The following is a 13,153-nucleotide window of genomic DNA, read 5'->3' as shown; positions in this document are numbered from 1 at the left end:
CTGCAAACTCTTATTTTCACCCGCAAAAAAAGCGGCTTTAAGCCGCTTTTTTACTTTACGAAGTGAATATTTTAACGATCTGCATGGCCAGATAGGCAATTCCGGCGCCGATTAACGGACCGACGGCGACGCCGCCGAAAAGCGCGACGGCAAGTATCGTGCCGATGACCAGCGCCGTTGTAATATGAGGATCGTTTTCCAATAAGGTGAGACCGTTTTTGGCGATTAAGGCAACGGCGATTCCGGCGCCGAGAGCGATCCACGCATAATATGATTTCATCGCTTCTCCGAGCTGTTTAAAACCGATGTCACCTGTCGCAATCGGCACTAAAACGGCGATTGTAATGACGGTGACCCCCCAGTTGATTCCTTTTGACTGAATCACCGGGAACAATTTCTGGTCAAGACCGACAGCTTTTATCACAATAAGAAAGCCGACGGCAAAAAGCAATGACTGGTTTTTGGCTATCAATGCGATGGCCAGCAATAATAGTAAAAATAAATTCGCCTGTGTAAACATCCTGAAAGCACCATCCTTCATCATAACTGTATTCATATCCTTTTTTTTGACGAATAAACTAATGTAATAGGACGTGCCGACCGAGAGGAGGATCGATGTGAATCCGCACTATGCAACTGTTTTTTTCCGCGCGCTGTTTGTACTAGTTGCGGCCGGCGGCGCTTTAGCGGCCGGTTACGCCTCATTTTCGTTAACTTATCCGTTTCTGATCGCCCTTATTCTGTCGTCGGCGATCATTCCCGTGGTTGACTGGCTGGACAAACTGACGGGGCTGCCCCGATCAGTCAATACAGTCATTGTCCTGGCCTTCTTTTTGCTGATTCTTCTTGGCGCGGCGACTTTTCTCGTTGCGGAAATCATCTCGGGAACCGCCTATCTGGCCAAAACGCTCCCTCCCCATATCAGCGCCTTTATAACGTATTGCGAGGAGTTCTTCACTTCCCGCATTCAGCCATTGTACCACGAGCTGACTGTCTTATTTAACGGGCTGGAAACCAATCAGCAGGCATCCATCGTGACGCATATCCAGACCCTCGGTGATACAGCCGCTAAAAATGCGGGGCTGATGCTTTCACATCTTTTAGAGCTGGTGCCGAAATGGATTGCCTTCCTTCCCAATACGGCTGCTGTCTTCGTATTCGCAATGCTGGCGACTTTTTTTATGACTAAGGACTGGCACAAGCTGAAAGCGATGCTTTATTCCATTCTTCCGGAACGCGTTTCGGCAAACGCCAAGGCTGTGTCGGGAGAACTGAAAAAAGCGATGGCCGGTTTCATTAAGGCGCAGGCCGTGCTCATCCTTTTTACGATGATCATTGTCTTTATCGGACTGTTTCTTTTAGGAATTGAGCATGCGGCGACCATTGCCTTTTTTATCGGCCTGGTGGATCTTCTCCCGTATCTCGGCGCCGGATCGGTATTTGTTCCTTGGATTATGTATTTGGCCATTGCCGGTCAGCTTCCCCAAGCGATCGGTCTCGGTATTTTATATATTGTGGTTCTCATTCAGCGCCAGCTGACGGAGCCGAAGATTTTAAGCAAGTCAATCGGGCTTGATCCGCTTGCGACCTTAATCGCCCTGTTTGCCGGCTTTAAGCTGTTCGGAATTTTAGGACTGGCTGCGGGGCCTGCGCTGCTCGTTTTCATTCAGGCCTTTATCACAACGGGCGCTTTAAAAGAAATATGGGCCTATATTACTGTTCAGTCCAAATAAAAACGGCAGCCCTGCAAAAAGGCTGCCGTTTTTATTTGATAATGATCCGCTTGTTTTTTGACATTCCTCTCAGCCATTTGAACAAAAGCGGCTTCATGCGGTTCCGAGTGAACGGAATCAGAAGACAGGCCCCTGCAATATCGGACAAAAAACCCGGAAGCATCAAAAGCAGGCCTCCGATAAAGACGCATATTCCGTCAAGAAGCGCGTCCCCCGGCATGCTGCCGTGCTGCAGGTCGCGCATCACCCGATGATATACATCAATTCCCTGTCTTTTTGCCACCAAGGCGCCCAGCACGCCTGTCAAAATGATGAGAAGGACGGTCGGAAAAACGCCGAGCCATTTTCCCGCCAGCAGAAACAAGCCGATTTCAATTGCCGGACACACGATAAACAGTAAGAATAAAACTCTCATTTTTCTGCCCTCCTGTCCTTCTAAAAGCGCGTCACCGTCCGCATGGGAATAGGAAAATCAACCTAAAGACAAAAGAGAAGGGAGAACCCCCCCTCTCTTTTTTAAAGCTGTTTAAAGAACGCTTGCGCGGCCTTCATACACAGCGCCGCGGGCAGCGTCAACTGTGATAACCTGTCCGTCTGTTAAAACTGAAGTTGCGTTCTCCAGACCGACGATAACCGGAATGCCCAAGCTTAAACCGACTACTGCGGCATGGCTTGTCAGACCGCCTTCTTCCGTGATGAGTGCTGATGCTTTTTCAAGCGAAGCGATCATGTCACGGTCAGTGCTTGAAGCAACCAATACTGCGCCGTCTGTCATTTTTTGTTCAGCTTCCTTCGCATTTTTTGCAACAACAACCGGACCGAATGCTGATTTGCGTCCGATGCCTTGTCCTTTTGCGATTACGCTGCCGACAGTGTGGACTTTCATCAGATTCGTCGTGCCTGATTCACCGACAGAACCGGCTGTAATGACAATCAGATCACCGTGTTTCACGAGTCCGCTGTCAAGTGATTTTTGAACTGCATCTTCAAGCATTTCATCTGTAGAATTCGCGTTTTGGCCGCTTGCCGGGAAGACACCGAATACAAGGCCGAGTTTGCGTGATACAGACTCATTCACTGTAACGGCTACAATCGGAGCCTGCGGACGGTATTTCGCGATCATACGCGCCGTATGGCCGCTTTCTGTAGGCGTAACGATAGCTGCCGCGTTCAGATTGATTGCCGTGTGTGCAACGGATTGGCCGATTGCATCGGTAATTGTCATGCCGACCTGATCTCTGCGTTTAGACAGAATTTCTTTGTAGTTCAGAGATTCTTCCGTGCGTGTGGCGATGTTAAACATTGTTTGAACCGCCTCAACAGGATATTGTCCCGCAGCTGTCTCACCGGAAAGCATGATCGCATCTGTGCCGTCGAAAATAGCGTTGGCAACGTCACTTGCTTCAGCGCGTGTCGGACGTGGGTTGCGCTGCATGCTGTCAAGCATTTGAGTCGCGGTAATAACCGGTTTGCCGAGCGCGTTGCATTTTTTGATCATTTCTTTTTGCACGAGCGGCACTTCTTCAGCCGGAATCTCTACGCCGAGGTCTCCGCGCGCTACCATTAAGCCGTCAGATACTTCCAGGATCGCATCCAGATTGTCTACGCCTTCCTGGTTCTCAATTTTAGGGATGATTTGAATGTCAGACGCGTTATGCTCTTCAAGCAGTTCGCGGATTTCCAGAACATCCGTAGAGCGGCGTACAAATGACGCAGCGATGAAATCAACGCCTTGCTCGATACCGAAGACGATGTCTTTAGCGTCTTTTTCAGTAATTCCCGGAAGGTTGACGCTGACGCCGGGAACGTTTACGCCTTTTTTATTTTTCAGCGTGCCGCTGTTTAAGATTTTTGTTTTGATTTCTTGTTTTTCCGGATTTGATTCAATCACTTCCAATCCGATTAAACCGTCATCCAGCAGGATGATAGACCCTGCTGACACGTCGTCTGCCAGGCCTTCATAAGAAACTGAGAATTTTTCAAGCGTTCCCAGCACCTGTTTTGTAGAAACGATAATTTCATTTCCCGCCTGAAGCTCAAGCGCGCCGTTTTCCATATCGTGCGTGCGGATTTCCGGACCTTTCGTATCGAGGAGAATCCCCACGTTTTTGCCGAGCTTTTTGCTTGCTTCTCTGATGTTTTTGATTCTTGCGCCGTGCTCTTCGAAATCACCGTGTGAAAAATTCAGACGGGCAACATTCATACCCGCTTCCATCAATTTTGTCAGCATTTCTACACTTTCACTGGCCGGACCGATTGTACAAACGATTTTTGTTTTTTTCAACTCGTTCACTTCCTTCTGAAATCTTCAGCTTCTTCCGTCTTAAATAGACAGTTCTTTTGAAAGCTGATACATGTTTGGTTCAACAGTATGTTTTGATTCTAAAATTTCTATAATATCATGGTCTACAAGCTTGTTGTTTTGTATACCTACGCAGCGTCCGCCTTTTCCTTTAAGCAGAAGCTCAACCGCGTAAGCGCCGAGGCGGCTTGCAAGAACCCGGTCAGAAGCGCTTGGAGATCCGCCGCGCTGGATGTGCCCTAAAACGGATACCCGTGTTTCAAGGTTTGTTTCTTCTTCGATGCGTTTTCCGAATTCAACCCCGCTGCCTACCCCCTCAGCAACGATGATGATACTGTGTTTTTTACCGCGGTCATGCCCTCTCTTCAGACGGCCGATAATTTCTTCCATATCGTAGTCCGCTTCAGGGATTAAAATGGATTCCGCTCCGCCTGCAAGACCTGCCCATAAAGCAATGTCGCCTGCATGGCGTCCCATCACTTCAATAACGTATGTACGCTCATGCGACGTAGCTGTGTCACGGATTTTATCAATCGCATCAATTACGGTGTTTAACGCCGTATCAAATCCGATCGTAAAATCAGTTCCCGGGATGTCATTATCTATCGTACCCGGTACACCTACACACGGAAACCCGTGTTCCGTTAATTTTTTCGCACCCATGTATGAACCGTCTCCGCCGATGACGACAAGACCTTCAATGCCGAGTTTCTTTAAATTTTCGATTCCTTTTTCACGGCCTTCAACTGTTTTGAATTCAGGACATCTGGCCGTATACAGCTTTGTTCCGCCGCGGTGGATAATGTCACCGACCGAACCCAGCTCCAATTTTTCTATTTTTCCGCTGATTAATCCTGAATAACCGTTATAAATTCCGTAAACTTCTACATCGTGATAGATAGCTTTACGCACAACCGCTCGCACCGCTGCGTTCATCCCCGGGGAATCCCCGCCGCTCGTTAATACTCCTATACGCTTCATTTCCTATTCACCTCAGCAACATATATATGTTAAACATATCATGATCATTGCCCTAAAACAATGAAAAGGGACGCCTGAGCTCCCATGAAACCTTACCTATTATACAATTAAATAAACTGTTTTTAAATAAAATTTAAGGAATATCACAAAAAACACAAAAAATAAACGTGAGCCATAGGCTTCACGTCTATTCAGTTTGCCCCGATATATTGATCCTCAACCGAAACTTTTCCGATGGCTTTGTATTTTTCGTAGCGCTGTGAGATCAATTCTTCGGCGTTCAATGGGAGAAGAGATTTTAATGTTTCTTTTAGGATGCCGTCAATGTAGCCCGCCTGCTGCTTGATGTCATGGTGAGCTCCGCCCTTCACTTCTTTAATCATATTATCTATAATTCCTAATTCTAATAAATCGGGCGCAGTAATCTTCATGGTTTCAGCCGCTTTTTTGGCAAGGCTGGAATCTTTCCACAAAATGGACGCGGCTCCTTCAGGAGAAATAACGGAATACGTCGAGTTCTCCAGCATCAGCATGCGGTTGCCCACACCTAATGCAAGCGCCCCTCCGCTGCCGCCTTCACCGATGACGATACAAACGACAGGCACTGTCAGGCCGGCCATTTCGAACAGGTTCTTAGCAATGGCTTCACTTTGTCCCCGTTCCTCCGCCGCTTTGCCGGGATACGCTCCCTTCGTGTCAATGAAGCAGATAATCGGACGGTTAAACTTATCCGCCTGCTTCATGAGGCGAAGCGCTTTACGGTAGCCTTCAGGGTGAGGCATCCCGAAATTGCGGACAAGGTTTTCTTTCGTATCTTTTCCGCGCTGATGACCGATGACGGTGACCGGCATGCCGTGATATTTGGCAACTCCGCCGACAATCGCAGCATCGTCTCCGTATGTTCTGTCTCCGTGGCACTCAAAAAAGTCGGTAAACAGGTATTGAATGTAATCAAGGGTCGTCGGCCGTTCGGGAAGGCGTGCGATCTGCACTCTGTCCCAAGGCTTCAGGTTTTTATAAATTTCATCCTGGAGCTTGCTGAGCCGGTCTTCAAGCCTTGCGATTTCAGCGCTTAAATCCATCTCCGAATCTTGGGTGAATTTTTTCAGTTCGGCGATTTTTGTCTGCAGTTCAATCACCGGTTTTTCAAATTCTAATCTTGCAGCCACTCATGCTCACCTCCTGTTTGGTGCATGTCCAGCAGAAATGCGAGTTTGTCTTTCATGTCGTTTCTGTGAATCACCGCATCAAGCTGGCCGTGCTTTAATAAAAATTCCGCCGTCTGGAAATCTTCCGGCAGTTTTTCTCCGATCGTCTGTTCAATAATACGTCTTCCGGCAAATCCGATCAAGGCGCCCGGTTCAGCGAAATTATAATCACCGAGAGACGCGAAACTGGCCGATACGCCGCCAGTCGTCGGGTGGGTCATAACCGAAATAATCAGCCCCTGCTCTTCACTGAACAGTTTCAATGCAGAGCTTGTCTTCGCCATCTGCATAAGGCTTAAGACCCCTTCCTGCATACGTGCGCCGCCGGAAGCGGTAAAGATGATGAACGGGACTTTTTCCTCTTTCGCTTTTTCAATTGCCAGCGTGATTTTTTCGCCGACAACCGAGCCCATGCTGCCCATGCGGAATGTCGAATCCATGATCGCGATAACGGCAGGGAATCCGCTGATGGTCCCTTTTCCGGTAACAACCGCTTCATTCTGCGATGTTTTCTCACGGTCTTTTTCGATTTTTTCTAAGTATCCCGGGAAACCGAGCGGGTTTTCAGATATCATTCCCTGGTTGAATTCTTCGAATGAATTTTCATCCAGGAGGATTTCAATGCGCTGCTTTGCATTCATCGGGAAATGATGACCGCAGTTCATGCAGACGCGCAGGTTTTTATCTAACTCTTTTGTGAGCATGATTTTTTTACATTTGGGGCACTTTGTCATAATGCCTTCCGGAACATCATGTTTTGCCTGCTCAGACGGCACGGAAGCATATTTTTTCTTTTTTGTGAATATATCCTTTAACAAATGATTACCTCCCTTTTGTGAAGGGTTCTCTTCACTGCATGTCTTCCGATTAGATAGACTTAATAATAACTTTACCGAAACTATTGTACTTTTTTTGTCAAACGGTGTCATCCTCCATTCGACATTTTTTGCTGAAAAGCAGGCGGAAACGGACGGATGACAGACCTTCAAAAGCGTTGCTCAGCCTTATCTGTCAGCGTTTTCAAAAGAAATAAGGATTCTGCTGAAATTTTTTTAAGACCTGCCCTTAAAAAAATGCCAGCAGTCCGTATATTGAACAGCAGCGCGTTGTTTTTCCCAACGCGCTGCCAATTCTTTTTGTGTTATTATTCGCCGATGACCGTAAGCTGTCTTGTTTTTTCAGCCACTTCCTCAGGGTCAACCGTAATTCTGGCGACGCCCGTTTCCATCGCCGCTTTCGCAACGGCTTTCGCAACGGCAGGAGCCACGCGTTTGTCAAATGGAGCCGGGATGACATACTCCGCGCTTAATTCATCCTCTGAAACGAGGGAAGCGATCGCTTCAACCGCAGCTATTTTCATTTCTTCGTTGATATGAGTCGCGCGAACGTCAAGCGCTCCGCGGAAGATTCCAGGGAATGCAAGTACGTTGTTGACCTGGTTCGGGAAATCAGAACGGCCTGTTCCGATTACGCTTGCGCCGGCTGCGCGCGCGTCTTCAGGCATGATTTCCGGATTCGGGTTGGCCATTGCGAAAATAATCGGATCTTTCGCCATGCTTTCCACCATTTCTTTTGTCAAAGCGCCTTCGACTGATACGCCGATAAAGACGTCTGCATCTTTAATGACATCCTGCAGCGAACCGTCATTGCGGTCTTGGTTTGTAAACTTGGCCACTTCGTTTTTCACCGCATTCATGCCGGCAGGACGCCCTTCATAAATGGCTCCTTTAGAGTCGCACATCACGATATCGCGAACGCCGAAATGGTAAAGAAGCTTGATGATCGCGATGCCTGCCGCTCCCGCTCCGTTTGCCACAACTTTAATGGATGACATGGATTTTCCTGATAATTTCAGCGCGTTTACAAGTCCGGCTACGGTTACGATGGCAGTACCATGCTGATCATCGTGGAAAACCGGAATGTTTGTTTCTTTTTTCAGGCGCTCTTCAATGATAAAACAGTTCGGCGCTGCGATATCTTCAAGATTGACACCGCCGAATGTCGGTTCAAGCAGCTTCACCGTGTCGATGATTTTGTCCACGTCGTTTGTGTTGAGCGCGATCGGGAATGCATCCACGCCCGCGAAGCTTTTGAACAGAACCGCTTTTCCTTCCATGACCGGAAGTGAAGCTTCAGGCCCGATATTTCCGAGACCGAGAACCGCTGATCCGTCTGTTACGACTGCTACCATGTTCCCCTTCATTGTATAATCATATACTTTATTTTTATCGTCATAAATCTCTTTACAAGGCTCAGCTACCCCCGGAGAGTAGGCAAGGCTTAAATCGTCCGCATTTCTGACTTCCACCTTTGCTTTTGATTCAAGCTTTCCTTGGTTTACTTTGTGTAAATGTAACGCTTCTTCTCTTAATGACATGCTAAACACTCCTTTTAAGTACTTTGTTACATATTCTGCCGCATAGACTGGTACAATCGCTGGAGGTGAAAAATTTCAGAATCTTTAAATAAGATAGCACAATTGTTTCAATTGTATAACAAAACCATTGTTGTTACCACTATTTTAACACGACGTTTTCGCGGCCCAGCAGCTCTTTTAAACGGTATAACGCCTGATGGTCCGCCTGAATATGAAAGGTGTCGGGCAGCCTGATGGTCTGCTTGTCTTTTTCATAATAAAGATAAACGCCGGTTTCCCCTTTATGCTCCAGTAAAATACGCTTCATCTTTTCCAAAAACTCCTGATTGTGCCGGCTGCCTTCGATTTTGATGTAAACAGACGGCGCTCTGTCTGTCTCCGTCTCCTCAAGGAGAGAGGCGGATGACATGATGAATTGGGTCTTCTCCTGCCGCTCTTCCATTTTTCCGGCGGCGAATAAAAGCGCGCCTTCTTTTAACAGCGGAGACAGCCTTCTGTATTGGTCAGGAAACACGACGGCTTCCATTTCTCCCGTTTCGTCGCTTAATGTGAGAAACGCCATATGCTGACCTGTCTTTGTCCGAATCGTTTTGATGCCCGCGAGCAAAGCGCCGATCGACAGCTGCCCCTTAGGCGCCTGACGCGCTTTTGCGATCGCTTGCGCACCCCGTTTTTTCAAGAGATCCCTGAAAGCGGACAAAGGATGGCTTGAGAAATAAACACCGAGAGCTTCTTTTTCAAACCGAAGCTTGTCCACGAGCGGAAATTCCTCAGCCTCTACATATTTTGGCTTAATGGAAAACGATTCTTCCAAAAACAATCCCATTTGGTCATCGTCTGCACGAAAAAGTTCAGCGTGCTCTAAAGCGACATCCACGGAGGCCAGCAAGGAGGCGCGGTTTTGATTGAATTCGTCCATGGCGCCAGAAAATATAAGGGCTTCGATTGTTTTCCGATTCACGCTTTTTGCAGGTACGCGAAAGCAGAAATCGAAAAGATCCTCGAACGGTTTATGTGTTCTTGCTTTATAAATATCTTTCACTGCCGAGACGCCTACGTTTTTCACGGCCCGCAAACTGTATCTGACGGCTCCGTTTTCCGGCGCAAACGGAAAACCGCTCTTGTTTATTGACGGCGGAAGAACTTGGATCCCGCTCCCCTTCGCTTCATGCAGATATTGCGATATTTTGTCCTCATTGCCGATGACGCTCGTCAAAAGACCGCACATAAAATATAAAGGATAGTGCGCTTTTAAATAGGCGAGCTGATAGCCGATCATGCTGTATGCGACAGCATGGCTTCTGTTAAATCCGTAGTTGGCGAATTTGACAATCAGATCGTAGACCTCGTTTGCAGTGACTACAGAATACTCCTTTTTTAAGCACCCTTCAACAAAATGGCTTCGCTCTCTGTCCAGAATGTCCTTTTGCTTTTTACTGACAGCCCGTCTGAGCAGATCCGCTTCACCTAATGAAAACCCTGCCATCCGCGAAGCGATCATCATAATCTGCTCCTGATAGACGATGACGCCATACGTGTCACTGAGAATATTTCTTACATCCTCATGCGGCACTTCCACACGCGCCCGCCCGTGCTTCCGATCGATAAATAATGGAATATTTTCCATCGGCCCCGGTCTGTAAAGCGCATTCACCGCGACAATGTCTTCAAGCCTCGACGGCTTCAAACGCTTCAGCACGCTCCTCATCCCTGATGATTCCAGCTGAAAAATGCCCGTCGTATCGCCGTCTGACAATAGGGAGAACGTTTTTTCATCCTGGTAGGAGATCTCGGAAAAATCAATTTTCGTATTCGTCTCTTTTTCAATCATCGTTTTAATGGATTCAATAAGCGTCAGGTTGCGCAAACCTAAAAAGTCCATTTTCAAAAGACCCAAATCTTCCAAGTGATCCATCGCATACTGCGTTAAATACACGCCGTCATGCCCTTCTTGAAGAGGGACAACTTCAGAAAGCGGATCTTTACTGAGAACAACGCCGGCCGCGTGTGTTGACGTATGCCTCGGAAGACCTTCAATTTTCCTGGCGACCTGAAACACTTCATGAAGAACGGCGGATTCAGACAGCCGCCTGTTCAGCTGAGCGGACTGCCGCCTCGCTTCCTCAAGCGTCATTCCCGGCTTTGACGGAATCAGGCGGGCAAGCTGGTCGGCTTCTTTCGGGCTGATTCCGAACACTCTCCCGGTATCCCTTAACGCCGCCTTTGCGGCCAATGTCCCGAAGGTGATAATCTGGGCCACGTGCATGGCCCCGTACTTATTTTGTACATACTGAATGACCTCATCCCTTCTCGTATCAGGGAAATCGATATCAATATCCGGCATGCTGATCCGCTCGGGATTAAGAAATCTCTCAAACAGCAGAGAATGTTTAAGCGGATCCACGTCGGTAATGAAAAGCGAGTAAGCGACCAGCGAGCCTGCCGCAGATCCTCTTCCCGGGCCTGTCACAATGCCCTTTTCATGCGCGTACTTCATAAAGTCCCATACGATGAGAAAATAATCACTGAATTTCATGCGCCTGATGACGTCCAACTCATATTCAAGCCGGCGGATGGCGCGCTCATCAGGAGTGCCGAAACGGAGACGCAGCCCCTCGTGACAGACTTCCGCCAAATAATCATCGGCTGATTTGCCGTCCGGCGCCGGAAAAGACGGAAGGCGTGTCTGTCCGAGGCTGACATCGACCCGGCATTGCCCGGCGATACGCGCGGATGCTTCAATCGCTTCCGGATGCTGCGTGTAAAGCTCCGCCATCTCTTCAGGCGGCCTCAAGTGTAAATCCGGCAGATTCCCGTTCTGATCCTCCCATTTCTCACCGGCTTTAATGGCGCACAGACAGCGGTACGCATCTTGATCTTCTTTCTTGATATAACGGACATCCCCCGCAGCGCAGACTGGGATTTCCGTCTCGGCTGACAGGCGGAGAATATCTTCCGATAACGTCTCATGACCTTTGAACGGCTGGTATCCTAAATAAAAACGGCCTTCTCCGAACAGTTCCCGGAATCCTTCGGCAGCTTTGACCGCTTCTTCAAATTTCCCGGCTTGCAGCAGACTTTCAATGTACCCGTTTTCACCGGGCGTAATGGCGATCAGCCCCTCATGATAGCTCTTCATCCATTTTCGCTTCATGCCGCCCTTTGCTATGGATTGCAGCGCACTTGAGATTTTCAGCAGGTTCTGATATCCGGTGTTTGTCTCCGCCAAAAGAACAAGCGGGCGTGCTTCGAGTTCCGTTTCGTCCGTGTATATAGAAGCCGTCAGACCGATAATCGGCTTTATTCCGTTTGACTTGCATGCTTTATAAAACTCAATGGCGCCGTACAGCACATTTTCGTCCGTCAGCGCCAATGAAGAATAACCGAGCTCCTTCGCTTGTGTAACAAGATCTTTTACAGAAGCGGCGCTGTTTAACAGGCTGTAGCCGCTATGTACTTGCAGATGAACAAAAGACAATGCCGCCACTCCTTTCCATATACGTTCATTTTGCCTTTCTACATTATAAGACGGGTTTTCTTAAGAAACAAATGTTCTTTTTTGACTCATCATCATACTTGTCCGCTTTGCTCAATATGATAGAAAAGTGAGGTGGTGTATATATGGATCAGGAAGCCGGCTTTATGGCGAATTTTATCAGCAGTTATTTTATCGCCCTCGGCGTTTTGCTCGGCGGAGCGCTCATCGGCGGCGTCGGAGCCTATTTATCAGGCGAGCCTCCGCTTACGGCGATTACAAAATTGGCGAACAGGCTGAAGATCTGGGCGCTTGTCGCGGCTATCGGAGGAACATTTGACGCCGTATACAGTTTTGAGCGGGGGCTGTTTGAAGGCAACACGCGCGACATCTTCAAACAGCTTCTATTAATTATTTCAGCGATGGGCGGCGCGCAGACCGGCTGGCTGATTGTGTCATGGCTGGCTCAGGAGAATATGCCTTCATGAGAATTCCCGAGTATTATAAAAAACCGGGATGGCAGCGTTTTTTTGCGGGAATGATGTGCGGAGCCATCGTCAGCTGGCTGTTCTTTCTGTTTACATACGGAACGTTTCAGGAAGAACAGGTGACGTTAATTGAAAAACAGCGGGAGCACGCACGGGATTTGAAAAACCAGATCTCCATCTATCAGAAAGATCTTCATAAATTAAATGAGGATAATAAACAAAGACTGCTTATCCAAAGTGTTGATGTGAAGCTGATCAATGGGGAAAAATACAGAATCGCCCAGCCTGATAAGATGAAATTTGAAGAACAGGTGAAAGATGATATTTCTGAAGTCATCACAAAGGATATTGAGAGCGTGTATAAAACAAAGGAGCTTTTAAAACGGACGATTGAAAACAAGGTGTACACCATAAATGAAAAGGAATATAAAGCTCAAGTAAAGGAACTGACGATTTATACGAGATTGTCTGTCGAAATTCATATTTCTTTTGCGACGTAATTATGTCATTTTTAAAAAATTTCCATAGATCTGTCGCTTTTTTCTCCGCTTTTTTATAAACTGTAAATGAGACATTTTCAATGATTCTG

The 13,153-nt window shown here is 47.6% G+C and carries 11 protein-coding genes; 3 read left to right on the top strand and 8 right to left on the bottom strand.

Features of this window, described 5'->3' with window-relative positions:
* Positions 1–55: 55 nt before the first annotated feature.
* Positions 56–520, bottom strand: a complete 465-nt coding sequence (locus tag ACH32G_RS10655) for a DUF441 domain-containing protein (RefSeq protein WP_007408072.1) — start codon at positions 518–520, stop codon at positions 56–58.
* Between the two features lie 97 nt (positions 521–617).
* Between ACH32G_RS10655 and ytvI the strand changes: the two genes are divergently transcribed.
* Positions 618–1,733 (top strand): sporulation integral membrane protein YtvI, encoded by a 1,116-nt coding sequence (gene ytvI / locus ACH32G_RS10650; RefSeq protein ID WP_095241502.1) that lies wholly within the window; start codon positions 618–620, stop codon positions 1,731–1,733.
* A 31-nt stretch (positions 1,734–1,764) separates the two neighbouring features.
* Here ytvI and ACH32G_RS10645 read toward each other — a convergent pair whose 3' ends face one another.
* The 7 genes from ACH32G_RS10645 to dnaE all read right to left on the bottom strand — a co-directional run bounded on the left by ACH32G_RS10645 (position 1,765) and on the right by dnaE (position 12,079).
* Complete coding sequence (locus ACH32G_RS10645) at positions 1,765–2,148, bottom strand: FxsA family protein (RefSeq protein WP_016938603.1); 384 nt, start codon at positions 2,146–2,148, stop codon at positions 1,765–1,767.
* A gap of 111 nt (positions 2,149–2,259) precedes the next feature.
* Complete coding sequence (pyk, locus tag ACH32G_RS10640; protein ID WP_016938602.1) at positions 2,260–4,017, bottom strand: pyruvate kinase; 1,758 nt, start codon at positions 4,015–4,017, stop codon at positions 2,260–2,262.
* A gap of 39 nt (positions 4,018–4,056) precedes the next feature.
* Complete coding sequence (gene pfkA, locus ACH32G_RS10635; protein WP_003152443.1) at positions 4,057–5,016, bottom strand: 6-phosphofructokinase; 960 nt, start codon at positions 5,014–5,016, stop codon at positions 4,057–4,059.
* 191 nt (positions 5,017–5,207) lie between these two features.
* Complete coding sequence (gene accA, locus ACH32G_RS10630) at positions 5,208–6,185, bottom strand: acetyl-CoA carboxylase carboxyl transferase subunit alpha (RefSeq protein WP_016938600.1); 978 nt, start codon at positions 6,183–6,185, stop codon at positions 5,208–5,210.
* Positions 6,170–7,042, bottom strand: a complete 873-nt coding sequence (accD, locus tag ACH32G_RS10625) for an acetyl-CoA carboxylase, carboxyltransferase subunit beta (RefSeq protein ID WP_016938599.1) — start codon at positions 7,040–7,042, stop codon at positions 6,170–6,172. The genes accA and accD overlap by 16 nt, the downstream gene beginning before the upstream one ends.
* Positions 7,043–7,368: 326 nt before the next feature.
* Positions 7,369–8,601: an NADP-dependent malic enzyme gene (maeB, locus tag ACH32G_RS10620; RefSeq protein WP_016938598.1), complete on the bottom strand. Its 1,233-nt coding sequence runs from the start codon at positions 8,599–8,601 to the stop codon at positions 7,369–7,371.
* Positions 8,602–8,740: 139 nt separating this feature from the next.
* A complete protein-coding gene (gene dnaE, locus ACH32G_RS10615; RefSeq protein WP_448814338.1) occupies positions 8,741–12,079 on the bottom strand; it encodes a DNA polymerase III subunit alpha in 3,339 nt (1,112 codons plus the stop codon).
* Between the two features lie 143 nt (positions 12,080–12,222).
* On the opposite strand from dnaE, the gene ACH32G_RS10610 reads away from it, so the two are divergent.
* Both ACH32G_RS10610 and ytrI read left to right on the top strand, forming a co-directional pair.
* Entirely contained in the window at positions 12,223–12,564 is a 342-nt protein-coding gene (locus ACH32G_RS10610) for a YtrH family sporulation protein (RefSeq protein ID WP_016938596.1), read from the top strand.
* Positions 12,561–13,064, top strand: a complete 504-nt coding sequence (ytrI, locus tag ACH32G_RS10605; RefSeq protein WP_016938595.1) for a sporulation membrane protein YtrI — start codon at positions 12,561–12,563, stop codon at positions 13,062–13,064. Before ACH32G_RS10610 ends, ytrI begins: the two co-directional genes overlap by 4 nt.
* The last annotated feature ends 89 nt before the right edge of the window (positions 13,065–13,153 follow it).

The sequence above is a fragment of the Bacillus sp. CIS52 genome, assembly GCF_053545315.1.
Note: the sequence above shows the minus strand (reverse complement) of the source record. Positions and strands in the feature narration are given on the sequence as shown.